Raw genomic sequence first — 26,494 nt, 5'->3', positions numbered from 1 at the left:
TTTTTGTGGCAAATAAAAACGATCTTTTCTTAAAATTGCTCAAACAGGTTCAATTTCCTGATAGTTTTGAAGACAATGCGCTTCTACAAAAAGGGAAAATTGAAAACGTGGATGTTTACGCTAAAGAACACAGGTGGGATATCCACGTTTTTTTTGATACTCCCTTGATGTATGACACCTATGTAGCATTAAGAAAAGCTGTAGAAGAAACTTTTTCTTCTTTTGTAAATGTAAGATTTTATGTTGGAACAGCTGATGGTTCTGATCAATATTTACCAGATTATTGGCATTATGTAGTTCAAAATTCAAATATTTTGCAACCTGTGGCTCGTGAATTTTTGGCTGGCCAAAAACCTAAAAAAGTCGATGGCCGCTGGGTTATTCCAGTTGATAATAATGTGATTGATGGTTTAATTGAGCAGAAGGCTTTAGATGATTTAGCTGAAGAGATGCGTGATTATGGCTTCTTTAATTTGAAATTTATAACTCAGCTGGATCAGACAAGTTCTAAAAACAATTTAGAAAGTTTGCAGGAGTTGCAACAAGAGCATGAAAAAAGCATGCAGGAAGTCTTTGAGAAGACGCCAGACAAACCTAAACCGCAACAACCTAAACAGTATCCAACTAGACGTACTAATTATGGTAAACGTAAATTAGATGAAAATGCTCCAATTACACAAATTAAAGAGCTGGAAGATGGCGTACGTAATGTAGTAATTGAGGGAAATATTTTTAATGTTGAAACTCGTGAGCTTAAATCTGGTGCAATCATTTTTTCTGGCGAAATTACGGATTATAGTGATTCAATTGCATTTAAGAAATTTGTTTCTAATAAAGATGAAATTGAAGAGCTATCTGCAATTAAACCAGGAACTTGGGCTAAAATGCAGGGGTCAGTTGCTGATGATCAATATATACATGATGTAGTTTTTAATATTAGTAGCTTAGAGACTGTCGAGCATGTTGGGCGAACTGAAAAATACGAAGGTGAGCCTAAACGAGTTGAACTACATGTTCATACTAATATGAGTCAGGTTGACGCAACTAATACTCCGACGGACTTTATTAAAACTGCTAAGAAGTTTGGACAAAAGGCAATTGCGATTACCGATCATGGTGATGTTCAATCATTCCCTGAAGCATATAGCAGTGGTAAAGCACTGGACATGAAAATATTGTATGGTGTAGAAGCTAATATGATTGATGATCATGCTTTACTAGTTTTGAATCCTGCACCGATGACCTATGAAGACCGCGAGTTTGTAATTTTTGACGTTGAAACTACGGGGTTGTCATCTGTTTACGACACAATTATCGAGATTGGTGCGGTTAAGATGAAGAATGGAGAAGTGCTTGAACGCTTTGATAAGTTCATTAATCCGCACCATCCTTTAAGTGAGCAAACTATTAATTTGACTTCAATTACAGATGAAATGGTTGGCGCAGCCGATGATGAAGCAGTTGTCATTAAGCAATTCCAAGACTTTTATGGCGATCGACCACTGTGTGGACATAACGTTCAATTTGATGTTGGGTTTGTTAATGCAGCATTAAGACGTGCAGGGCTAAAAGAAATTACTCAGCCAGTAGTTGATACACTTGAAGTATCGCGTTTACTACATCCAGAGCAGAGTCGTCATACTTTAGATTCATTAGCTAAGAAGTATAATGTTTCTTTGGAACACCATCACCGGGCAAATCAGGATGCTGAAGCAACTGGCTATTTAATGTTTAAATTGTTAGATGCTTTTAATAAAAAGTATCATGAAAATAATTTGAATAATTTGAATGGCTATGCAGCATATGGTGAAGTTTATAAACGAGCCCGTCCTTCCCATATGACAGTTTTGGCAAAGGATCAAGCTGGATTAAAGAATCTTTACAAATTAGTATCAATTGCCAGCACGAAGGACTTTTTCCGTATTCCTCGTACGCCGAAGTCAGATTTGGCTCGTTTGCATGATGGTTTACTTTATGGTTCCGGTTGTTGGCAAGGCGATGTCTTTATCGCAATGATGCAAAAAGGTTACGACGAAGCAAGAGAAAAAGCTAAATTTTATGATTATCTTGAAGTTCAACCTCCAGCAACCTATTCGCAATTAATTGCTGATGGTTTGATTAAGGATGAAGATCAATTACATGAAATTATTGAAAATATTATTAAATTAGGGAAAGAATTAAATAAGCCTGTAGTTGCAACTAGCGATGCCCACTACGTTGACCAAAAGGACGCTATTTATCGTAAAATCTTGATTGCGGCTCAGAGATCAAACCCTAGTCGAAATAAGCCGCAGCCAGATTTGCATTTCTATTCAACACAGGAAATGCTAGATGCATTTTCATTCTTAGGCGAAGATGTGGCTAAGGAAATTGTTATTGACAATACCAATAAAATTGCTGATGAATTGTCAGAAATTCAGCCAATTAAAGATGGGTTATACCCACCACATATTGAACATGCCGATGAAGAAATGAAGAAGTTGACCTATGATAAGGCTTATGAATTATATGGTAAGCCATTACCGAAGATTGTTAAGGATCGAATAGATTTGGAATTAAATTCCATTATTTCGAATGGTTATGCGGTTATTTACTTGATTTCTCAGCGTTTAGTAGCTAAGTCAAATAAAGATGGCTATTTGGTAGGTTCTCGTGGTTCTGTTGGCTCTAGTCTAGTAGCAACGATGTCAGGAATTACTGAAGTTAATCCGTTAGCTCCACACTATCGTTGTCCTAACTGTAAGTATTCACAATTCTTTGAAAATGGGGAATATGGTTCTGGTTTTGACTTGCCTGATAAAGATTGTCCAAAATGTGGAACTCCATTAGTTAAAGATGGACAAGATATTCCATTTGCGACTTTCTTAGGATTTCACGGCGATAAGGTTCCTGATATCGATTTGAACTTCTCAGGTGACTATCAACCAGTAGCCCATAATTTTATTCGAGTAATGTTTGGACCAGATAATTCGTATCGTGCTGGAACGATTGCGACTGTCGCGGATAAGACTGCTTACGGTTATGCTAAACACTACGATGAAGAGCATGATTTAAAGCTAAGAAATGCGGAATTAGACCGTTTGGCCGCTGGTGTCCGTGGTGTCAAAAGAACTACTGGTCAACACCCTGCAGGAATTGTTGTAGTGCCCGATGATATGGACATTTACGATTTTACGCCGGTATCGTATCCAGCCGATGATGTAAATGCCGCTTGGTTGATTACTCACTATGACTTCCACTCTATTCATGATAATATTTTGAAGTTTGATATTCTGGGACATGATGATCCAACTATGATTCGTCACTTGCAGGATTTGTCTGGGATTGATCCATTGACTATTCCACCCGATGACCCTGGAGTCATGTCATTATTTTCTAGTCCTGATATTTTAGGTGTTACTCCAGAGCAGATTCAATCAGAAACTGGAACTTTGGGTGTTCCAGAATTTGGTACCCGTTTTGTTAGAGGAATGCTTGAGGAGACTAAGCCAACGACATTTTCTGAATTATTACAGATTTCAGGTTTGTCCCATGGGACTGATGTATGGCTAGGAAATGCTGAGGACTTAATCAATCAAGGAATTTGCAAACTGAAAAATGTAATTGGTTGTCGTGACAACATCATGATGGACTTAATTCACTGGGGCGTTAAGCCAGAAGTTGCCTTTTCAACAATGGAATCCGTTCGTCATGGTCGTGGTATCAGCGATGAAAATATGGCTATTTTAAAGAAAAATAAGAATATTCCAGATTGGTATATTCCTTCTTGTCTGAAGATCAAGTACATGTTCCCTAAGGCTCACGCTACGGCTTACATTTTAATGGCTCTACGAATTGCTTGGTTTAAAGTATATTATCCTGAAATCTATTACACAGCTTACTTTTCAGTTCGTGCCGATCTATTTGATTTGGTTGCAATGAGTCATGGTAAGAATACTGTTAAGGCTGCAATGAAGGAAATTCAGGATAAAGGAAACGATGCATCAGCTAAGGATAAGAGTTTGATGACCGTGCTAGAAATAGCTAATGAATGTCTAGAACGAGGGATTAAGATCAAAATGGTTGATATTGATCAATCTGAAGCAACTGACTTTAAGATCTTAGATAAGCATACAATTTTAGCACCGTTCAATGCTGTTCCTGGTTTAGGGGATAATGCAGCTAAGCAGATTGTAGCTGCTCGTGCAGAAAAGAAGTTTTTGTCTAAAGAAGATTTAGCTAAGCGCGGTAAAGTATCACAAACAATTATGAATTATTTTGAAGAAAATGGTGTCTTGGAAGGGATGCCAGATGAAAATCAATTATCACTTTTCTGATAGTTAAATTTTACAAGATCAGGTAAAACATGGTATACTACGTATGAAGTTCGAATAGGTAAATTCGAGTGAGCAGTGATGCTCACTCTTTTTATTACGGAGGAAAATTTTTGTCTAAAGTTATAGATTCTGTTCGTCCAGTTGTCGAAACAATTATTGATGAACATGGTGACATGTTGGTTGATATGGAATACGTTAAAGAAAAAGGGCAAAATTATTTACGCATTTATGTTGATCGCCAACCAAACGGTATTGACATTGATGAGATTGCAGCTTTAAGTGAACTTGTTTCCGAAAAGCTGGATGCTCTTGATCCCGATCCGCTTCCAGATCCCTATGTTTTGGAATTATCATCTCCAGGGGCAGAACGACCAATCAAAACAAAAGCTGATTGGGAAAAAGCTCTGAATGATTACATTCATGTCGGTCTTTATCAAAAGATTGAGAATAAAAAAATGTATGAAGGTACACTCAAGTCTTATAATGATGACGAAGTTGTATTAGAAATAAAAGATAAGACAAGACGAAAAACATTAACTGTTCCCCGTAAGTTAATTGCAAATATTCGTTTTGCAATTGAATTTTAGAAAGGTTGATCAAAAACTTATGTCTAAAGAAATGCTAGAAGCGTTTGCTACTTTGGAAAATACCAAGGGCATTAAGCAAGATGTTATTGTTGATGCAATTAAAGCCGCTTTGGTAGCTGCATACAAAAAGAATTATAATCAAGCACAAAACGTTGAAGTTGATTTTGATGAAAGAAAAGGTAACTTCAAGGTAATGGCAGTTAAAACTGTTGTTGACGAAGTGCAAGATGACCGTCTTGAAGTTAGTTTAAAGGATGCTTTAACAATTAATCGTGCTTATGAGGTAGGCGACGAAATTCGTTTTGAAGTAACACCTAAAAATTTTGGTAGAATTGCCGCCCAAACTGCTAAGCAAGTTATCATGCAACGTCTACGTGAAGCCGAAAGAAACCATATTATTGATGAATATTCACAATATGAAGATGAATTGGTTACTGGTACCGTGGAAAGACGCGACAATCGTTTCGTTTATGTAAAGATTGGTAATGTTGAAGCTGTTATGCCTCACCGTGATCAAATGCCAAATGAGGTTTACAATCCCCAAGACCAGATTCGTGTACTAGTAACTCATGTTGGCTCCGATAGCAAGGGTGCACAAATTACAGTCTCAAGAACTGCTCCTGACATGGTTAAACGATTGTTTGAACAAGAAGTTCCAGAAATTTATGATGGAACCGTTGAAATTGTTTCAATCGCACGTGAAGCAGGTGACAGAACTAAAATGGCTGTTAAGTCAAATGATCCTAACATCGATCCGGTAGGTACCTGTGTAGGCCAAAAGGGTGCTCGTGTACAAAATGTAGTTAACGAACTTGGCGGTGAAAATATTGATATCGTTAAGTATGAAGAAGATCCATCTGACTTTATTGCTAATGCATTAAATCCAGCAGAAGTGATTGCGGTTCAATTTGGTGATGATGAAGAAGAAAAAAGTGCTTTAGTTATCGTACCAGATTACCAGTTATCACTTGCAATTGGTAAGAAAGGTCAGAACGTTCGCTTAGCTGCTCGTTTGACAGGCTATAAGATTGATATTCGTCCTGAATCTGAAGTAGAATTTGTAGATGAAAAAACAAATGATACAGCTGATGCTGCAGATAGTAGCGAAACTTCTGAAAATGTTGAAAGTACAGATGACGCTGCTGACGTTGAAAGCTCAGATGATACAACTACTGTAGAAGATTCAAGTAAAGAAGATAAAACTGAAGAATAGGTGATTTTTTTGAAAAAAAGAAAAATCCCAATGCGGAAGGATTTATTAACCGATACAATGCAGCCCAAGAAGGAATTAGTACGTATTGTTATCGATAAAGAAAAAAATGTGTCAGTTGATCCAACAGGTAAAAAGGCTGGTCGCGGCGCATATGTTTCCCTTGATCCAAGTAAGATTGAAGCTGCTAAAGAGAAGAATGTATTAGAACGTAGTTTAGGTGCGAAAGTTCCAGATACTTTTTACGATGAGCTTTACTCTTATGTTGATCATCAAAAGGCAAGAAAAGAATTATTTGGTGATAAATAAGATTGCAAAATAGACAAAAAGCAATTAATTTGTTAGGTTTAGCTGAGCGTGCTGGTAAGTTAACTACCGGTACAGAGACAGTCATTAATGAACTTAATAAGCATAAAATCAAAGCGGTTATTATGGCTAGTGATGTTCAAGACAACACGGCAGAAAAAGTAAACCGCGCTGCCAGAAAAGACAATATTCCTATGATAACTATGTTTACTGCCATTGAATTGTCAAAGGCAATTGGCAAAAAACGCAAAGTTTTAGGATTAACTGATGCTGGTTTTGCTAAGGCGTTAGTTAAAAAAATAAATGAAGGAGTGTGATTGGATGGCAAAGAAAAGAATTTATGAAATCGCAAAAGAAGTCGGCGTTGATAACAAAGTTGTAGTCCAAAAAGCAAAGGATTTAGGCTTAGATGTAAAGAATCACATGTCATCAGTAGATGATTCACAGGTTGCAAAGTTAAAGAATAGTTTCCAAAACTCCGCTCCTGCTGCAAAATCTTCTAATAAAAAGAATAAAATAAAAATATCTGTTTCTTCTATTCGCAAAAATGAAAAGAAGCAAGAAGATAATAATAGTTCTAAGAATTCTAAGAAACGCAATAATAAACGTCGTTCAAATAATCACGGTCATGAGAATAAAAATGATCGTAGAAATAATACAGGTAAGCCAAAGGCAGCTGCTTTGTTACAACAATTTAAACAAAAGCAACGGGCAGAAGAAGGGCAACTTAATCGTGAAGCCCAAAAAGCCAGAAAAGAATATCATGAGCAATTAAGACATCCAAAACAAGAACAGCCAGTGAAAGATAATAAGAAAACAACCAACCACAAAGATAACAAGAAGAAAGCAGAACCAGTAGAAAAGAAAGTTATTGGTCCTAAGATTTTAAAGCCTTCTCCAGCTCGTTTGAAGAAGCAACAGCCTGAAGCGACTAAAGAACGAGTTCAAGTTACTATTCCTGAGGCTCCTAAGGAAGAAAAACGCGGCAATAATCGTGGTCGCAACATGGGAAAGCCAGGACGCAAGGGTAAAAATCAATTTGGCAATGGTCGTAGTGACCATTCAGATCGTTCAGAGAGAAAGCGGCGTAAGAATAAAAAACGTCAACAAGAGCAAAAACCAAAGAAAACACTTACTAAGCGTAAGGAACGTCCATTACCAGAAATATTAGTTTACGAAGAAGGTATGAACGCTCAAGATATTGGTAAGTTAATTCACCGTGAACCAGCTGAAATTGTTAAGAAACTCTTCATGCTTGGCGTGATGACTAACCAAAACCAATCTTTGGATAAAGATACAATTGAACTTTTAGCTGCTGAATATGGTATCAATGCTGAGCAAAAAGTTCATGAAGACATCTCTGATATTGATAATATCTATGACAAGAGAATGGAAGAGTCAAAGGAATCTAAAAACCAGGTTAAACGCCCACCAGTTGTTACAATCATGGGACACGTTGACCATGGTAAGACCACTTTACTTGATCGTCTTCGTCATACTCATGTTTCAGCTCATGAAGCTGGTGGTATTACTCAAAAGATTGGTGCTTACCAAGTTAGATTAGATGATCGCTTAATTACATTCTTGGATACACCAGGACACGCAGCATTTTCTAACATGCGTGCACGTGGTGCTGAAATTACTGATATTGTTGTACTGGTTGTTGCTGCAGATGATGGTGTAATGCCACAAACTGTAGAAGCAATTGACCATGCAAAGAGTGCTAATGTTCCAATAATTGTAGCAATTAACAAGATGGATAAGCCAGGTGCAAATCCACAACACGTAACTGAGGAATTAATGAAATACAATTTGATTCCTGAAGATTACGGTGGTGATACTATCTTCGTTAATATTTCAGCTAAGACAGGTCAAAATGTTGATGACTTATTACAAATGATCTTGTTGCAATCTGATGTGATGGAACTTAAGGCTAATCCAACTGAAATGGCAATTGGTACTGTGATTGAAGCTCGTTTGTCACGTGGTCGTGGACCTGTAGCAGACGTTTTAATCCAACAAGGTACACTTAATGTTGGTGACCCGATTGTTGTTGGTAACACTTTTGGTCGTGTTCGTACTATGACTAATGATCGTGGACGTCAAGTTAAGAAGGCTACACCATCAGAACCTGTTGAAATTACTGGTTTGAACGATGTGCCTGAATCTGCTGATAAGTTAGTTGAATTTAAGGATGAAAAGACCGCTAGAAGTGTTGGTGAAGCTAGAGCACAACAAGCTTTACAAAAGTCTCGTGAAAATGTTCAACACGTAACTCTTGATAACCTCTTCGATACTATGAAGAAGGAAAACATGAAGGAAGTTGACATTGTCTTGAAGGCTGATGTTCAAGGTTCTGTAGAAGCTTTACAACAATCGCTTGAAAAGATTGAAGTTGAAGGCGTACGTGTAAATATCATTCACTCAGGTGTAGGTGCCATTAATGAATCAGATGTAACTTTGGCTGGTGCATCAAATGCATTTATTATTGGGTTCAACGTTCGTCCAACTGCTACTGCTAAGAGCCAAGCTGAAACCGATGGCGTAGATATTCGTCTTTACAGCATTATTTACAAGGCTATTGATGATGTTACTGCTGCCATGAAGGGTATGCTTGAACCAACTTATGAAGAAAAGGTTATCGGTAATCTTACTGTTCGTGAAACTTGGAAGGTTTCTAAGGTTGGTACAATTGCTGGTTCCTTCGTTGATAAGGGCTTGGTTAAGAATGATTCTAAGATTAGAGTTATTCGTGATGGTATCGTTAAGTATGATGGTGAAATTGCTTCACTTAAGAGATTTAAAGATGATGTTAAGGAAGTTAAGCAAGGTAACGATTGTGGTTTAACGATTAAGGACTACAACGACATTAAAGTTGGCGACGAATTCGAAGTTTACGAAATGCAACAAGTTGAGCCTAAGTAATTACTATTAGGAGGAAAACATGAAGCATAGAATTGGTCGTGTTGAAGGTGAAATTCTACGCGAATTAACCAAGATTTTACAAAAGAATATTCGTGATCCGCGCTTAAGTGGTGTAACTATTACCGCAGTTGAATGTACGAATGATCTTTCATATGCAACTGTTTATTACAGCCTGCTAACTGAAGATGAGCATAAGGAAGAAGAGGTTCAGGCAGGTTTTGAAAAGGCAAAAGGCATGATGCGTCATTTGCTTGGTCAAACATTAACTGTTTATAAGGTTCCTGAATTAATTTTTAAACGTGATAATTCAGTTTTGTATGGTAGTAAGATTGACCGTTTGATTGCAGAAGTTAAGAAACAAGATGCTAAGCGGGAAAACAAATAAAAAAGAGGGCGCCGTGATGGTGCCCTTTTTTTGTTGAAAGGAATAGGGAATAATTATGTTAAACGGAATTTTAGTTATTGATAAAGATAAAGGGATGACTAGTGCAGATGTAGTTTATCATTTGCGCCGCGTATTAAATATTAGAAAAATAGGACATGCTGGTACGCTTGATCCTGAGGTGACAGGCGTTTTACCAATTGCTATTGGTCAGGCTACTAAATTAATTGAAATGATGCATACTAGGCCAAAAGAATATATTGGCACGGGACTATTTGGTTATAGCACAGATAGTTATGATGCAACTGGAACTGTTTTAAAAGAAAAAAAGTTGATTCAGCCTTTTTCTGGTGCAGAAATTCAAGAAAATATGAATAAATTTGTAGGAGAAATTGTTCAAGTGCCTCCAATTTATTCTGCTGTTAAAGTGAATGGTAAACATCTTTATGAATATGCGCGTGAAGGAATTGAAGTTGAACGGCCTCAGAGAAGGGTTGAAGTCAAACAATATGATCTAACTAAAGAACCAGTTTTTGATATAAATACTGGACAAGAAAGCTTTGATTTTAAGATTAAATGCAGCAAAGGCACTTATGTTAGATCGTTAGTTAATGATCTAGGTGAAAAATTAGATTGCCCCGCAACGATGACTTATTTGAGAAGAACAGCTAGTTCTGGCTTTGATATTACACAAGCAGTAAAATTAAAGGAGATTGAAGAGAATCCGGAAAAGGCCACTGAACTTATACAGCCGATTGATGCATTTTTTAAGGAATACACTCAGGTTGATTTAACTGAAGAAAAGTGGCTTAAAGTTAAAAATGGAGCAGGTATTTCGCTTGAAACTAATGCGAAAAAAGTTGCACTACGATACAATAAAAAGGTGAAAGCAATTTATGAAAAAAAAGGAAAGCTTTATCGCCCAAGCTTAATGCTGTTGCAAAATGAATAAATGAAATGAAGGAATTAGCTGTGAAAATCGTTCATTTAACATATCCTGTTAAGGAAAATATTTTATCTACTAGAATTGTGCTTGCCCTTGGCTTTTTTGATGGGGTTCATTTGGGACATCAGCGCTTAATTAATCAGGCTAAAGAAATTGCATTACAGAAGAAATTGTCATTAGTTGTGTTGACCTTTGATCGACATCCTAAGGAAGTTTATGAGTCGAAACGAGATTTTAAATACTTAGAAACTTTGGAAGAAAAAGCTAACAAAATGGCGGAATTAGGAGTAGATTATTTGGCTGTTTTACCATTTACTAAAAATTTCAGTCAAATTTCTGCACAAGAATTTGTCGATAATGTAATTGTCAGATTAAATGCTGATACCGTTGTTGCTGGCTTTGATTACACTTATGGTCCTAAGAATATTGCAAATATGGCTAATTTACCCCAATTTTCCAAAGGGCGTTTTAATATTGTAGTGATGCCAAAGCAAACTTTTAACGGTAGAAAAATTGGCTCAACTGAAATTCGTCAAGCAATTAAGGATGGTCAGATGGAATTAGCCACTGAATTAATGGGGCACCATTATGTAATGAGTGGTATCATTGGGCATGGTAAACGAAATGGTCATAAGCTAGGCTATCCAACAGCTAATTTGATTTGGGCAGACCATAAGGTGATTCCTAAAATTGGAGTTTATGCTACCAAGACTAAAGTAAATGGTAAGTGGTATAACTCCATGACTAGCGTTGGCTATAATGTAACCATTAATCAGGACAAGAAGATATATATTGAATCTAATATTTTTGATTTTAATGAAGATATCTATGGTAAGCCAATGAAGATCAAATGGTATAAATATACCAGAGGTGAGAAAAAATTTGCCGGATTACCTGAACTGAAAGAGCAACTTGAACGAGATGAGCAAGAAATTAGGGCTTATTTTAAGCAAAAGGGTTAAGAAGCTACGTACTTTGAAAAAAGTGCGTATTTTTTTGAATAAAATTAGCAATCTACTTGATTTAGTGCTAATTTCTGGTATCATATTAACTGTTAGCACCTGAGAGATGTGAGTGCTAAAAGTGAGGGCGATATAATATGTTGACCGAGCGTCAAGAGCTTATTTTAAAAACAATAATTACAGACTTTACACAAAGTCATGAGCCAGTAGGTTCAAAGACCGTAATGAAGCAGTTGCCAATTAAAGTTTCAAGTGCAACGATTAGAAATGAAATGGCCGTGTTGGAAGAGCAGGGGTTAATTGAAAAAACTCACTCTTCAAGTGGTCGAATTCCTTCAAGCGAGGGCTATCGTTATTATCTTGATAATTTAGTTGAGCCGTTGCAATTACCAGAGTCTGTTTATAATACAATAGGAAGTCAATTAGATCGACCTTTTCATCAAGTAAATGAAATTGTACAAGAAGCTGCACGAATTCTGTCAGATTTAACTAACTATACCGCATTTGCGGAAGGACCTGAGAGTCATGATGTTAGAGTCACAGGATTTAGAATTGTACCGCTGTCTCAACGACAGATTATGGCAATTTTGGTTACAAGTGATGGTAACATTCAAAATCAGGTATATGCTTTGCCACATAATATTCACGGCGAAGAAATTGAAAAGGCTGTCCGCATGATTAATGATCAGTTAGTCGGAAAGAGCCTAAATGAAATCAACGTTTCGTTGCTAAGTGAATTAGCTAAAAACGAATTAGGCGGCGAACATGTGACTGAATTGCTTAGTTTAGTTGAAGATGTCGTAAAAGATGCAGCTAGTGAGCAGATGTATGTGGATGGACAGATTAATTTGCTCAATAATACTTCTGAACATGATGTAAATGACATTCGTTCTTTGTACGAGTTGATTGATCATAATAATCTGTTCACTAATTTAATGGATGCAAAGGTGGATCCAAAGTCTGGAAATTATCCAGTAAAGGTAAAGTTGGGATCTGAATTACCCAATGATTTATTAAAAAATTATAGTTTGCTGACAGCTGAGTACAGCGTTGGCTCCCATGGTAAAGGAACTATTGCTTTACTTGGACCAACGAATATGCCATATTCACAAATGATTGGGTTGCTTGAATATTTTAGAAATGAACTAGCTAAAAAGTTGCTTGATTATTACGGCAAGTTTCAATAAAGGAGGTTAGCCGTGAGTAAAGAAGAATTTCCAAGTGAAAAAAATCTAGAGCAAAAAGAAAAGACTTCTGAGCCTAAGGCTAAAAAAGAAGCCGATAAAGGTGAAGAAAAGAAGCAAGAAAAAAATAAACAAGATCAAAAATTAGCTAAAGAATTAGCTGATTTAAAAGATAAGAACAAGGATCTTGAAGATAAGTATTTGCGTAGTGAAGCAGAAATTCAAAATATGCAAAATCGCTACACTAAAGAACGTGCTCAATTAATTAAGTACGAATCTCAAAGCTTAGCGAAGGACATTTTGCCAGCAATGGACAATTTGGAAAGAGCCCTAAGCGTTGAGGCCGATGATGATGTGTCTAAGCAGTTAAAGAAGGGCGTGAAAATGACCCTGGATGCACTTGTGAAGGCAATGAAAGATCACGGTGTAGTTGAGATTGAGGCTGATGGCGTTAAATTTGATCCGACATTACATCAAGCTGTTCAAACAGTAGCAGCTGAGAATGATGATCAAAAAGATCACGTTGTTCAGGTTTTACAAAAAGGATATCAATATAAGGATAGAACACTAAGACCAGCAATGGTTGTAGTTGCTCAATAAGAGAGGAAGCTAATATATGTCAAAAGTTATTGGGATTGACCTTGGGACTACTAACTCAGCAGTTGCAGTTCTTGAAGGTAAAGAACCAAAGATTATCACTAATCCAGAAGGTAACCGGACTACTCCTTCAGTAGTTGCATTTAAAGATGGTGAAATTCAAGTCGGTGAGGTAGCAAAGCGTCAAGCTATTACCAACCCTAATACCATTGTTTCAATTAAGCGTCACATGGGTGAAGCTGATTATAAGGTTAAAGTTGGTGATAAGGAATATACACCACAAGAAATTTCAGCATTTATTTTACAATATATTAAGAAATTCTCAGAAGATTACTTGGGTGAAGAAGTTAAGGATGCTGTTATTACTGTTCCTGCTTACTTCAATGATGCTCAACGCCAAGCTACTAAGGACGCTGGTAAGATTGCTGGTTTGAATGTGCAAAGAATTATTAACGAACCAACTGCTTCAGCATTAGCCTTCGGTTTAAATAAAGACCAAGATGAAAAAGTCTTAGTATACGACCTTGGTGGTGGTACTTTTGATGTTTCTGTATTGCAATTAGGTGATGGTGTCTTTCAAGTATTGTCAACTAATGGTGATACTCATCTTGGTGGTGATGACTTTGATCACCGTATCATGGATTGGTTAATTAAGAACTTTAAGGATGAAAATGGTGTTGATTTGTCGAAGGACAAGATGGCAATGCAACGCTTAAAGGATGCTGCAGAAAAAGCAAAGAAGGACTTGTCAGGTGTATCAAGTACTCATATCTCACTTCCATTCATTTCTGCTGGCGAAGCTGGTCCATTACACCTTGAAGCAGATTTAACTCGTGCTAAGTTTGATGAATTAACTGCTGACTTGGTAGAAAAGACTAAGGTACCATTTGACAATGCATTGAAGGATGCAGGTCTTACTGTTAATGACATTGACAAGGTTATTTTAAATGGTGGTTCTACTCGTATTCCAGCTGTTCAAAAGGCAGTTAAGGAATGGGCTGGTAAGGAACCTGACCATTCAATTAACCCTGATGAAGCTGTAGCTATGGGTGCAGCAATTCAAGGTGGTGTTATCTCAGGCGATGTTAAGGATATTGTTTTACTTGATGTTACCCCATTGTCACTTGGTATTGAGACCATGGGTGGTGTCTTCACTAAGTTAATCGACAGAAACACTACTATTCCAACTTCAAAGAGTCAAATCTTCTCAACTGCAGCAGATAATCAACCAGCTGTAGATGTTCACGTATTGCAAGGTGAACGTCCAATGGCTGCAGACGACAAGACTCTTGGCCGCTTTGAATTAACTGATATTCCACCAGCACCACGTGGTGTTCCTCAAATTCAAGTTACCTTCGATATCGATAAGAACGGTATTGTAAATGTATCTGCTAAGGATATGGGTACTGGCAAGGAACAAAAGATTACTATTAAGAGTTCATCCGGTTTATCAGATGAAGAAATTAAACGTATGCAAAAGGATGCTGAAGAACACGCTGATGAAGATAAGAAGCGTAAGGAAGAAGCAGACCTTAGAAACGAAGTAGATCAATTAATCTTTACTACAGATAAGACTTTGAAAGATACTAAGGATAAGCTCTCTGATAGCGATCGTAAGCCAGTTGAAGATGCTCTTGAAGCTTTGAAGAAAGCTCAAAAGGATAACAACTTGGATGAAATGAAAGAAAAGAAAGATGCTTTATCCAAGGCTGCTCAAGACTTAGCTGTTAAGTTGTATCAACAAAATGGTGGTGCTGCTGGTCAAGCTGGTCCACAAGCAGGTCCTCAAGGCCCACAAGGTGGTAATTCAAATAATGGCAACAACGGTGATGCCCAAGATGGTGAATTCCACAAAGTAGATCCAAATAAGTAATGGGTTTATAATTAAACAAAAGGAGAAAAGAACTACCCATTGAGTAGTTCTTTTCTTTTGAGAATACAAGGAGTTCAAATAGATGGCACAAGAAGATTACTATAAAGTACTTGGCGTAGATCGTGACGCCAGTGATCAGGAAATAAGTAGGGCATATCGTAAATTAGCCAAAAAATATCACCCAGATTTAAACCATGAACCTGGAGCTGAAGAAAAGTATAAGCAGGTTAACGAAGCCTATGAGGTTTTGCACGATAAGCAAAAACGTGCGCAATATGATCAATTTGGTTCTGCTGGTGTAAATGGTCAAGGTGGCTTTGGTGGTGGAGCTGGTCAAGGCTTTGGCGGTGCCGGATTTGATACTTCTGGCTTTGGTGATTTTGGCGATATCTTTGGCGATATTTTTGGTCAAGGCCGTCAACAGAGGGTTGATCCAACTGCACCACAACGTGGCCAAGATTTGGATTATCAATTGACAATTGATTTTATGGATGCCATTAAGGGCAAAAAGACCCAGGTCAGCTATACTCGAAGCGAAACTTGTGAGACTTGTGGCGGTAATGGTTGTGAAAAAGGTACACATCCAATTACCTGTGATAAATGTCATGGAACTGGTTATATGACAATTACTCAACAATCAATGTTGGGCATGATCCGTCGTCAAACCACTTGTGACAAATGTCATGGTCGTGGCGTGATTATTGAGCATCCATGTAAAACCTGTGGCGGTAAAGGAACAGTTGACCGTAAGAATACTATTGAAGTGGATATTCCAGCGGGAATCGACAATGGTCAACAACTTAGATATCAAGGCCAAGGCGAAGCAGGTATAAATGGCGGACCATATGGTGATTTATATATTAACTATCGAATTAAACCATCTAAAGATTTTGAGCGTCGTGGCCAGACTATTTATACAGAAGTACCAATCTCATTTGCTCAGGCTACTTTAGGAGATGAAATTAACGTTAAGACTGTGCATGGTGATGTAAAGCTAACTATTCCAGCTGGTACGCAACCTAATAAGAAGTTTACTTTGCGTGGACAGGGTGTGCCATATCTTCGTGGTAATGGCAATGGTGATCAAATTACTATAGTTAATATTGTTATTCCAAAGCACATTAATGATAAGCAAAAGAAAGATTTGACCAACTTTGTTCATGATGGTGGTGGCAATATTACACCACAAGAAAAAGGATTTTTTGAACGCTTAAAAGATAAGTTTAATATGTAAATGCTAAAAAAGGTTTCTACTTTGTCGGTAGAAATCTTTTTCTATGAAAAAATATTATTTTATTTTGTTTTGTTTAGAAGATAACTGTTTGCTTTTTTTAAGATTAATTGAAGTTCTTTGTAGCTGAATTCTTTGTAATTTTGTGCAGCCAGACATTTTTGAGCTTCATCATAACTTAACCAGGCACTTTGACGAATTTCGCTTTCTTGTAGTTTAATTTGTTGTCCTTCAATAAATTCTGCTAAAAAGAAAGTAACCTCTTTTTGGCGATTTTTTGTTAAATGGTATGTATCAACTTGATGAAACGTAAAGTCAAATTTAGGGTTAAGACCCACTTCCTCATAAACTTCTCTTTGTGCAGCGTCCTCATTAGATTCTGTTCCTTCTAAATGTCCTTTAGTAAATCCCCAAGCACTTGGAAATTGTTTATAAGGTTGACTTTGAATCATTAGATATTCTAGTTGTGATTTCTGTTTGCGCCAGATGATAGCACCGGCTGATTTTTCAGTTATCATCATTAAACTCCTTGTATTATTAAATTTGGAAATTATTATGCTACAATTTCGTGATTTTATCTAGCTTTGCTATAATAATTATTACATAGTAAAGGGTGAACGATTTTATGGATTTAGAAAAATTAAAAGACTATCAAAAACATATTCGAAATTTTGCGATCGTGGCACACATTGATCACGGTAAATCAACTATTGCTGACAGAATTTTGGAATTAACTGATACTGTTAGTCAGCGTCAACTTAAGAATCAAATGTTAGATGATATGCCGCTCGAACGCCAACGGGGAATTACTATCAAGATGAACTCTGTTGAAGTTAAATACCATGCTGAAGATGGTGAAGACTATATTTTCCACTTAATCGACACACCAGGGCACGTAGACTTCTCTTATGAAGTATCACGCTCTTTGGCTGCTTGTGAAGGGGCTTTGATGGTAGTTGATGCTTCTCAAGGTGTACAAGCTCAAACTTTAGCTAACACCTATCTAGCAATTGATGATGATTTGGCAATTTTGCCAGTTATCAATAAGATTGACTTGCCATCAGCTGATGTTCCTAAAACAAAGGAAGAAATTGAAGAGATGCTCGGCTTAGATGCTTCTGAAGCTGCTGAAGTTTCAGGTAAAACTGGTCAAGGCATCAAGGATATGTTGGAAAAAGTGGTTAAGGACATCCCGGCGCCAGCTGGTGATATTGAAGCACCACTGAAAGCCTTAATTTTTGATTCAAAGTATGATGATTATCGTGGTGTGGTAATGTCCGTTAAAATTGAAGATGGCATGGTTAAGGCAGGCGATCGGATTCAAATTATGAATACCGGTAAGGAATATGAAGTTACCGAGGTTGGTGTTTCAAGTCCTCATCCAATTAAGAAGGATGTCCTGATCGCCGGGGATGTAGGCTACATTACTGCTAATATCAAGTCAGTTCGTGAAACTCGGGTTGGTGATACGATTACTCAAGCAGATAATCCTACTGCAGAAGCTCTGCCAGGCTATCGTCAAATTCCACCAATGGTATATTCAGGTATGTATCCTGTTGATAATCGAGACTATGAAGATTTAAAGGAAGCCTTGCAAAAACTACAACTGAATGATGCTGCCTTGGAATTCGAACCAGAAACTTCAACGGCCTTGGGCTTTGGTTTCCGTTGTGGCTTCTTAGGCTTGCTTCACATGGATGTAGTTCAAGAAAGATTAGAGCAAGAATTTGATCTTGACTTGATCATGACAGCGCCATCGGTTGATTATCATGCAATTATGAACGATGGTTCAACTAAGGTTATCGATAACCCGTCTGATTTACCTGATGCAGGGGAATACAAAGAAGTGCAAGAGCCTTATGTTAAGGCAGAGATTATGGTGCCAAATGACTTTGTTGGTCCGGTAATGGAACTTTGTCAACGTAAGCGTGGCGAATTTGTCACTATGGATTATCTTGATAAGTATCGTGTGAATGTTATTTACAACATGCCATTAGCTGAAATTATTTTTGACTTCTTTGATGATTTAAAGTCATCGACTAAGGGTTATGCTTCATTAGACTATGAAATTACAGGTTACCGCGCAACTGATTTAGTTAAGATTGATATTTTGCTTAACAAGGAGCCAATTGATGCCTTGAGCTTTATTGCTCACAGATCGGAAGCTCAAGACCGGGCTCGACAAATGACTTCAATGCTGAAGAAACTAATTCCACGGCAAAACTTTGAAGTAGATATTCAAGGTGCAATTGGTGCTAAGATTATTTCTCGTGCAACCATTAAGCCATATCGTAAGGATGTTACTTGGAAGATTCATACTGGTGACCCAGATCGTCGTGCTAAATTGCTAGAAAAGCAGAAACGTGGTAAGAAACGCATGAAGGCTGTTGGGCGGGTAGAAGTGCCTCAAGATGCCTTTATGGCAGTGTTGAAGATGAACGATGATGATATCAAAGGTAAATAAAAATGGCTAAAAATAAAAAAAATAGTGTAAGTACAATTTTACTTAGAGTTGCTGCTATTATTTTATTGCTTGTTGGTATTGCTTTGATATTTAACAAACAGATCAGTGATCAATTAATTCATCATAATCAACAATCTACTTTAAGTGGAATAAATAGAAAGACGATTGAGGAAAACAAAAAGAAAAAAGGAATGTATGATTTTAGTAAAGTTAAGTCTTTAGGCATTGCACAAGCAGCAAGATCACAAGTGAAAAAGACTTCTGGTGCGATTGGTGCGTTAGCTATTCCCGATGTTAATATGTATTTACCGATTATGTTGGGGATGAGTGATGATGCAATGTCGACTGGTGGCGGCACGATGCGAGCCGACCAAGTAATGGGTAAGGGAAATTATCCTCTTGCAGGTCACTACATGACAGCAAAAGGTATTCTTTTCTCACCACTTGAAGATGTTAAAAAAGGTGAGTTAGTTTATTTAACTAATCTTAACAAAGTATATGTCTATCGAATTTATATGAAAAAGATTGTTGATCCAACTGCGGTTTGGCTAGTCGATAATACTAAGAAGAATATTGTAACTTTGATTACTTGTGCTGATGGCGGTAAGAATCGTTGGGCAATTCGGGGTAATCTGATTAAAACTGAAAAGGCTAACAACAATAATCTTAAGGTTTTTAAATTAAAATAAAAATTTACAATCTTTAATCAGATTTAGATTTGCGATAAAATTATAAATAGATTTTGTAATAAAGACACTCAACAATGAGTGCCTTTTCGTTTTGATGAGAGAACATAAGGTGTTTGATAATTAATGAAATGGCAAGAAAGAATAGCTGATGAATTAGCACCAGACTTGATTGAGAAATATCAACTAGGTCCCATTGCAGCCAAACTTTTTGCATTGCGGGGTATTAATACAGACGAAAAACTTGATTTTTGGTTTAATGCAACAGAAGAAAATCTGGCTGATCCAGCGTTAATGCATGACATGGATAAGGCAATTAACCGAATTAATCAAGCAATTGATAGCGGCGAAAAGATTACAATTTATGGCGATTATGATGCTGATGGAATTACTGCAACGACTATTATGACTGAAACCCTAAGCATTTTGGGCGCTGATGTTCATTATTTTATTCCTAATCGCTTCAATGATGGGTATGGTCCTAATATGGACCGCTATCAAGATATTGTAGCTGATGGAACCAGATTGATTATCACTGTTGATAATGGTGTTACTGGGGTCGAGGAAGTCAAATATGCTCAAGAACATAATGTTGATGTAATCATTACAGATCATCATACTTTTCAAGAAAAGAAACCGGCAGCTTATGCTACTGTTCATTGTAATTATCCTGGCCAAAAATATCCTTTTGATGATTATTGTGGTGCCGGAGTAGCTTACACGATTTGTCGTGGTCTAATGCAGGATACTATGCCTGAGCTGCTAGATTTGGCTATGATCGGAACTATTGGCGATATGGTTAAGGTGACCGGAGAGGGGCATATTATCGTTAAGCGTGGTTTAGAGATGCTTAATCAGACAGATCGTCCTGGCTTGCGCGCTTTAGTCAAAAATGCTGGTTTGACTTTAGGCAGTATTAATGAAACTGATGTCGGCTTTAATATTGCTCCTCGATTAAATGCTGTAGGACGATTAGATAATGCCAACTTGGCAGTTGAGCTTTTGCTAAGTGATGATGACCTTGAGGCCCAAAAAATTGCAGATAAGATCGAAGAATTAAACAATAAACGGAAAGAATTAACCACCGAAGTCTATGACAAATGTATGACGTTAATTCATAAAAATAGCTGGCAAAAACAAAATACTTTGGTTTTATATGACCCTGAATTTCACGAAGGTGTGTTAGGTTTAGTAGCTAATAAGATCGTTGAAAAGACACATAAACCCACGATTGTTTTGACTAAAAATGATGCAGGTGAGGTTAAAGGCTCAGGTAGGTCATTTGCTGGTTTCAACTTGTTTGATGCTTTAAATCCGATCAAGGATCAATATTTAACCAAATTTGGTGGCCATGATTTTGCCTGTGGTTTATCATTAGAAGAAAATCAGATTGCGCCATTACGGGAAAAATTTGAAGATGACTTTCATGTTGAAGGTGGTCTTGAGACTAAAAAATATGACATGGAATTGCCTATGCAGGGCTTAACTCCGCAGACACTAGCACAAATCAATCAAGTAGGTCCATTTGGGACAGGTGACACGCAGCCAATCTTTAGTATCTCTAATCCAACAATCACTCATTTCTTTAAAATGGGTAAAGATAAGAATCATGTCAAATTTACGGTTGCTAAAAAAGGCGGTAACTTATCAGTTGTTGGATTTAATAAAGGCTTTTTGAATAATAATCTTTTGCCGTTTATTTCTCAAATTTTTGTTCAATTATCATTAAATACTTATCGAAATCAAGTTTCTTTACAAGGAATCATGACCGGACTAGCTTTTGCTTCACCAAAATTGGCAGTGCCAACGCCAGTTGTTGACTTACGCCAAGAGAAATATGTTATGGGCTTCGCGGACCGCTACCTGTTATTTGATCAAAAAAATATTCCGATTGTTCGCAACCGACTACAGATCGATGAAGACAAGATCTCTTTAGTTAAAGATTATGATCAAACTGGTGAAACAGTTGCATTATTAGATGTGCCACGCAATCAGATTGAATTAAATGCTGCATTGGAGAAAGATTATCAACAAATCTATTTACGCTTTTTGCTTGATCAATTGCCTGTTGAACAAATTCCCGCTAAAAATTATTTTGGAGCTGTTTTAAAATATATTTATAGCCACCCTACGTTAAAGCCAGCAGATTACCGTACAGTTGCACCTTATTTGGGACTAGATTATGATAGTGTGCTTTTCATTTTACGAGTTTTCTTTGAATTAGGCTTTGTAAAATTGGATGAAGGTAAATTGGTAGGAGAGCCTTCTCCTAAAAAACAGCCGCTGACAGCTTCTAAATATTTAATGGGAACTTCTTCTCAGATTAAATTTGTTAATCAACTAAGAACTATGCCTAGTCAACGTTTGATTACATATGTTAATAATTTGACAAATAAATAGATAACTATTCTGTTTTCAGTGCTTTTATCGTTAAAATTTGTTAAAATATACTGGTCAAAAGCGTTTGAACACAAACACAGAGAATTTTGGAGGTTATGCTTCTTATGGCAGTTGATTTTAGTAAATATATTGCAAGTGTTAAGGATTTTCCTAACAAAGGCATCATTTTTCGCGATATTACACCAATTTTGCAAGATGGTGAATTGTATCGTGCCGCTACTCACGAATTAGCAGAATATGCAAAGAGTAAAAAAGCAGATGTAATTGTTGGGCCTGAAGCACGTGGTTTTATTGTAGGTTGTCCAGTAGCTACTGAGTTAGGTTTAGGTTTTGTACCTGCAAGAAAGCCACATAAGTTACCAAGAGAAGTTGAACGTGCTTCCTATGATTTGGAATATGGTTCAAACAGTTTGGAAATGCACAAGGATGCGATTAAACCTGGACAAAGAGTGGTTGTCTGTGATGACTTGATGGCTACCGCAGGTACTTTAAGAGCTTCTAAAGAGCTAATTGAAAACCTTGGTGGTAAGTTAGTCGGTGCCGCATTCTACATCGAATTGCCAGATTTACACGGTAGAGATAAATTACCTGATGTTGATATTTATTCACTTGTTCAATATCATGGTGCTTAAAATAGAATAAACTTATCAAAATAGGGAACTAGATCAGATAGATTTAGTTCCCTATTTTTTTATTATTAGAGCAAGTTGATTTTTAATTATGCATTATTTTTTGACAAAACCAGCATCAAACCAGACGTTGCTGTTATATTTAACTGACCAACCAGTTACATTTGCATTAACAGCGGTTAAAGTATAGCTATTAGAAGTTGGAACAAGGTAAGCTTTATCATACATCCATCTTTGCCATTTTCTAAATGCAGTAATCCTATAGGCAGTATAAAAAGGATTTTTTGCTGTCAATTTCGTCTAGTAATTTGTTGTTAGTTTTAGAAACAAAACGCGCAAAATTTAATTGTGAGTTTTGACCATAGAGACTGCTTGGTGAAGCATCCTCTAAGCCCTAGCCACCTTCAAAGACATCGATCCTTGGATCTGCAGCCTTGATGGCTTGAACCCATGAATTAAACTCCATTGGTCTACCGTCAAGTAATCGTACATTCAAGCCGATCTTTTTCCATTGTTGAATATAATTAGTCCATACAGATCCTGCATTACTAGAGGAGGCACGAACTGCCAAATTAATTGTTAGTGGTTTACCATTAGGTTGCCGTCTGAATTTAACACCTTTTTGATATTTATAACCCGCCTTATCAAGTAAGTGTTTAGCTTTACTGAGATTATAAGGATAACCAGGAATGCTACTGTCATGAAATTGCCCATATTGCTCGGGAATCGTAGTATTAACACGAAAACTAAGATCATGATAAAAGCGGCGATTAATCGTATCAATGTTCATGGCATATAACATTGCTTTTCTTAAGGCTATATTATTCATCTTGCTATGCTTGTCCTCAACATTTTTACCAAGTTTACTATCCCAACGGCCTACGCGAAAAGCAAGATAACCATAACCTAGATCTTTTTTACCAATAAAATTGACCCCTTTAGTATTTTTGACTTGATCGTATTCAGAATTGATGACATCAGCTACGTCAAATTTATGACTCTTGATTGCTTGAGAAACATTATTTTTACTGATAACGGAAATGTTGACGTGTTCAAAATTAGGCTTACCGCGCCAATAATAAGGATTGCGCGACCATGTAGTCGATTGGCCGAGTACCAATTTATCTAGTTTAAATGGGCAAAAAATAACGGTTTTTTACGTACTTTGTCACTAGAAATTAGTTTATCAAACGGAACATTTTTTAAATAGTGATAAGGTGCAGCGTAATTCCAGATATAGCTATTGCCGACTTCTAACATAGCCGGAACCATTTCCTTAAAGTGTAGGACCACTTTCTTTCCGTTAGGTCCGTCTGGTAATTCAATCCCTGAAATTTTATTAGTTTTTCCATGATGATATTCAGACACTCCTTTTAAATCTTCTAAGTTAGAATTGTACATAGTAGTATTAACTTTAGAATTTGCCAGAATTTCATAAGCATATTCAACATCTTTAGCAGTAACGGGTTTACCGTCAGACCAACGAACATTTTTCTTGACTACAATTGTTGCAGTTTTAGATTGTTGATTTAACTTTAGTGTAGCGGCACCTAGATTGTTATATTGTCGATTTTTATCATGGGCAAATAAACTTTCTTCACCTGGATCGCTGACGGTCTGATCGGGACCAGTATCAGATAATTCAGCTAAAAAGATTCCAGTAAATGGAGAATCTACTTCTAGTGCGTAGGTTAAAGTTCCACCTTTTTTGATATGCCTCTTGGGCACAGACTCTTTAAAATGCTCGTCCGCTAAACTGGTTTTCTGTGGGCTGAATTGCCACAAGCAGATAATACGAAGGATGACGACAATAACATAAATGACAAAACTTTGGTTTTTGAATGCATATTTTTACCTCCTCTGAAAAACCAAAGCAGCTAGATAAAATTAAAACGCCCTATAGACCAAGTTGATCTAATAGGGCGTTGATTTAACACGGTACCACCTAAATTTTCAATAAAAGTATTGAATCTTAATTCACATACAGTCATTTTAAAACGACGATATGCTACCGCGATAGAGGGCGGTCCCTAAAATTGCTAAATGTTCACAATTTTAGCTCAAAGGTGATATTTAGTAAAAAATAATTGTCTTTTTTCACCAACCAAAGACTCTCTGAAATTATTTTCACTTTGCTAAATGTCCTTATCAAAGCTGCAAATTATTGTTTTGTATGCCTAATAATACGCGGCTAATTTAAATAGTCAACTTAAAAATATTAAAAAGGAGTAGTTAAAATGAGTTAAAACCTTGGTAGACTTTAGGTTGCCTTATTTAAAATATTATTTAGTAAATAAAATAAATTTTAGTAAAAACAAGTCTGGATATTTTTAAAGCAAAAATGCTAAAATATTAATTATTAATAAAAAGGAGGTTGTACTCTTGGCTACAATTAAAGATATTGCTGAACAAGCCGGTGTGTCAGCTGCAACTGTTTCACGCGTATTAAACTATGATCAGACTTTAGCAGTTAATAATACAACTAAGCGAAAAATTTTTGCAGTAGCAGAAAAGTTGAATTATCAAAAAGGTACACGAAAAAAGCGTAGTAAAAATAAATTTATTGCGGTTGTGCTATGGTATCGACCTGAACAAGAAATAAAGGATACATATTACTATTCGATTCGTCTGGGAATTAATGAGCAAGCTAGAATTTATGGCTATACGACAAGAGTTTTTTATCAAGGGGATGCTTGGACAGATCTAGTCAAGGCAGAGGGCATAATAGTTATTGGTTCCAATCAACTTACAGCTATACAGCTGAAAGAAATTAAGTCGTTTAGACGACCACTAGTTTTTGTAGGACGCAATACTTTAGCAGAAGGATATTGCTGTGTTTATTCAGACTTTCATTTATCAATCAAAGACATTGTGGATCACTTTATTAAAATGGGTCAGAAAGACATTGGGATGCTGGTTGGTGACCTTAATGATGATTACGACAAGGAGAATTTGATTGATTTTCGGTTCCAAGATTTTGAGTTTTATGCTAGAAAACTGGGTTTATTTGACTTGAGCAAAATTTTCGTAGGCAAATTTACTCCTGAATCAGGGTATGATGTTGTCAAGAAAGCTATTGATTTAGGTAAAAAGATGCCTGCTGGTTTGATTGTGGCTAATGATGCCATGGCTATAGGTGCTTTAAAGGCACTGCGTGAAGCAAATCTTTCAGTACCAAACGATGTGAGTGTTATTTCCTTCAATGACACGACTGCAGCAAAGTTTGCTAATCCAGCTTTAAGTAGTGTACATGTTGATACTCATGCGATGGGCGCGATGGGGATGCAGGTTTTGCAACAAATATTGAATAGTGATCAAATGACGCCATATAAGGTCGTTTTTAAGACGACTTTAATTTTGCGTGAAAGCAGTTTGAATTAAAAGAAGATTGATTTATCAGATTTTGAAATTAAGATAAATCGATCTTTTTTATTTGTTGCATAGATTTTCATTTTTTCGAATAAAAACTTTTGTTCAGTTTTTTATTGACACTTAGAACGTATGTTTATATAATTAAAAGCATCAAACAGATGTGCGCTAATAATATAATGACATATTCATGTTTTTTAATCATGGAACAGTTTTAGCAATTATTGAAAGTTATTGATTAACAGGTTGGGAAAGAAGTGAAATGAGCGTTTGGAATGTATATATTGATGAGACTTATCTTGATAATATTCAGCAGGCAAGAATTATCACTTCTTTCTTTGCTATCGATGCCAATGAATCTAGGAGAGTAATTGCTAATTTCCCAGGATTTTACAACTCAAACCATACGGCTGACAGATTTTCTGCC

At 36.6% G+C, this 26,494-nt stretch carries 19 protein-coding genes, 1 pseudogene and 1 other annotated feature; of the genes and pseudogenes, 18 read left to right on the top strand and 2 right to left on the bottom strand.

Going from position 1 to position 26,494, the window contains the following annotated elements:
• The first annotated feature begins 5 nt into the window (after positions 1 to 5).
• The 13 genes from CP352_RS02140 (at position 6) to dnaJ (ending at position 16,522) form a co-directional block, all read left to right on the top strand.
• Positions 6 to 4,316, top strand: a complete 4,311-nt coding sequence (locus CP352_RS02140) for a PolC-type DNA polymerase III (protein ID WP_089142875.1) — start codon at positions 6 to 8, stop codon at positions 4,314 to 4,316.
• Between the two features lie 110 nt (positions 4,317 to 4,426).
• Positions 4,427 to 4,903, top strand: coding sequence for a ribosome maturation factor RimP (gene rimP / locus CP352_RS02135; RefSeq protein ID WP_005722018.1), 477 nt, complete (start codon positions 4,427 to 4,429; stop codon positions 4,901 to 4,903).
• A gap of 19 nt (positions 4,904 to 4,922) precedes the next feature.
• Positions 4,923 to 6,116 (top strand): transcription termination factor NusA, encoded by a 1,194-nt coding sequence (nusA, locus tag CP352_RS02130; RefSeq protein WP_013086493.1) that lies wholly within the window; start codon positions 4,923 to 4,925, stop codon positions 6,114 to 6,116.
• A 9-nt stretch (positions 6,117 to 6,125) separates the two neighbouring features.
• Positions 6,126 to 6,422 carry an RNase P modulator RnpM gene (gene rnpM / locus CP352_RS02125; protein WP_005719270.1) on the top strand — a complete coding sequence of 99 codons (297 nt, stop codon included), beginning with the start codon at positions 6,126 to 6,128 and terminating at the stop codon, positions 6,420 to 6,422.
• 2 nt (positions 6,423 to 6,424) lie between these two features.
• The gene (locus CP352_RS02120; protein ID WP_005719268.1) at positions 6,425 to 6,736 is read left to right on the top strand and encodes a ribosomal L7Ae/L30e/S12e/Gadd45 family protein; all 312 of its coding nucleotides are present in this window, start codon (positions 6,425 to 6,427) and stop codon (positions 6,734 to 6,736) included.
• 4 nt (positions 6,737 to 6,740) lie between these two features.
• Positions 6,741 to 9,344: a translation initiation factor IF-2 gene (gene infB / locus CP352_RS02115; RefSeq protein WP_061204775.1), complete on the top strand. Its 2,604-nt coding sequence runs from the start codon at positions 6,741 to 6,743 to the stop codon at positions 9,342 to 9,344.
• 19 nt (positions 9,345 to 9,363) lie between these two features.
• Positions 9,364 to 9,729, top strand: a complete 366-nt coding sequence (locus CP352_RS02110; protein WP_013086491.1) for a ribosome-binding factor A — start codon at positions 9,364 to 9,366, stop codon at positions 9,727 to 9,729.
• Between the two features lie 55 nt (positions 9,730 to 9,784).
• On the top strand, positions 9,785 to 10,678 hold the full coding sequence (gene truB, locus CP352_RS02105) for a tRNA pseudouridine(55) synthase TruB (RefSeq protein ID WP_023488779.1): 894 nt from the start codon (positions 9,785 to 9,787) through the stop codon (positions 10,676 to 10,678).
• Between the two features lie 5 nt (positions 10,679 to 10,683).
• Positions 10,684 to 11,634, top strand: coding sequence for a riboflavin biosynthesis protein RibF (gene ribF, locus CP352_RS02100; protein WP_023488778.1), 951 nt, complete (start codon positions 10,684 to 10,686; stop codon positions 11,632 to 11,634).
• Between the two features lie 137 nt (positions 11,635 to 11,771).
• Entirely contained in the window at positions 11,772 to 12,821 is a 1,050-nt protein-coding gene (gene hrcA / locus CP352_RS02095) for a heat-inducible transcriptional repressor HrcA (protein WP_005719259.1), read from the top strand.
• Positions 12,822 to 12,833: 12 nt separating this feature from the next.
• Positions 12,834 to 13,418: a nucleotide exchange factor GrpE gene (gene grpE / locus CP352_RS02090; RefSeq protein WP_057726509.1), complete on the top strand. Its 585-nt coding sequence runs from the start codon at positions 12,834 to 12,836 to the stop codon at positions 13,416 to 13,418.
• Between the two features lie 16 nt (positions 13,419 to 13,434).
• Positions 13,435 to 15,288 (top strand): molecular chaperone DnaK, encoded by a 1,854-nt coding sequence (gene dnaK, locus CP352_RS02085; RefSeq protein ID WP_013086488.1) that lies wholly within the window; start codon positions 13,435 to 13,437, stop codon positions 15,286 to 15,288.
• An 82-nt stretch (positions 15,289 to 15,370) separates the two neighbouring features.
• Positions 15,371 to 16,522: a molecular chaperone DnaJ gene (gene dnaJ / locus CP352_RS02080; protein WP_089142873.1), complete on the top strand. Its 1,152-nt coding sequence runs from the start codon at positions 15,371 to 15,373 to the stop codon at positions 16,520 to 16,522.
• A 59-nt stretch (positions 16,523 to 16,581) separates the two neighbouring features.
• Here the strand turns inward: dnaJ and CP352_RS02075 are convergent, their stop codons facing one another.
• The gene (locus tag CP352_RS02075) at positions 16,582 to 17,037 is read right to left on the bottom strand and encodes a bis(5'-nucleosyl)-tetraphosphatase (protein ID WP_013086487.1); all 456 of its coding nucleotides are present in this window, start codon (positions 17,035 to 17,037) and stop codon (positions 16,582 to 16,584) included.
• A gap of 107 nt (positions 17,038 to 17,144) precedes the next feature.
• Here CP352_RS02075 and lepA point away from each other — a divergent pair, with 107 nt between their 5' ends.
• The 4 genes from lepA to CP352_RS02055 all read left to right on the top strand — a co-directional run bounded on the left by lepA (position 17,145) and on the right by CP352_RS02055 (position 22,701).
• Complete coding sequence (gene lepA / locus CP352_RS02070) at positions 17,145 to 18,983, top strand: translation elongation factor 4 (RefSeq protein WP_013086486.1); 1,839 nt, start codon at positions 17,145 to 17,147, stop codon at positions 18,981 to 18,983.
• Between the two features lie 2 nt (positions 18,984 to 18,985).
• On the top strand, positions 18,986 to 19,672 hold the full coding sequence (locus CP352_RS02065; protein ID WP_005722136.1) for a class A sortase: 687 nt from the start codon (positions 18,986 to 18,988) through the stop codon (positions 19,670 to 19,672).
• A 123-nt stretch (positions 19,673 to 19,795) separates the two neighbouring features.
• Entirely contained in the window at positions 19,796 to 22,069 is a 2,274-nt protein-coding gene (gene recJ, locus CP352_RS02060; protein WP_089142872.1) for a single-stranded-DNA-specific exonuclease RecJ, read from the top strand.
• A 104-nt stretch (positions 22,070 to 22,173) separates the two neighbouring features.
• Complete coding sequence (locus CP352_RS02055) at positions 22,174 to 22,701, top strand: adenine phosphoribosyltransferase (RefSeq protein ID WP_023488773.1); 528 nt, start codon at positions 22,174 to 22,176, stop codon at positions 22,699 to 22,701.
• A 93-nt stretch (positions 22,702 to 22,794) separates the two neighbouring features.
• On the opposite strand, the pseudogene CP352_RS02050 reads toward CP352_RS02055, so the two are convergent.
• A pseudogene (locus CP352_RS02050) lies at positions 22,795 to 24,545 on the bottom strand (oligopeptide ABC transporter substrate-binding protein).
• 68 nt (positions 24,546 to 24,613) lie between these two features.
• Positions 24,614 to 24,859, bottom strand: a binding site (T-box leader).
• 221 nt (positions 24,860 to 25,080) lie between these two features.
• On the opposite strand from CP352_RS02050, the gene CP352_RS02045 reads away from it, so the two are divergent.
• Entirely contained in the window at positions 25,081 to 26,079 is a 999-nt protein-coding gene (locus CP352_RS02045) for a LacI family DNA-binding transcriptional regulator (RefSeq protein WP_089142871.1), read from the top strand.
• Positions 26,080 to 26,494: the final 415 nt, after the last annotated feature.

Origin of the sequence: Lactobacillus sp. UMNPBX1, from assembly GCF_002554085.1 — a bacterium.
Lineage (GTDB): Bacteria > Bacillota > Bacilli > Lactobacillales > Lactobacillaceae > Lactobacillus > Lactobacillus crispatus.
Note: the sequence above shows the minus strand (reverse complement) of the source record. Positions and strands in the feature narration are given on the sequence as shown.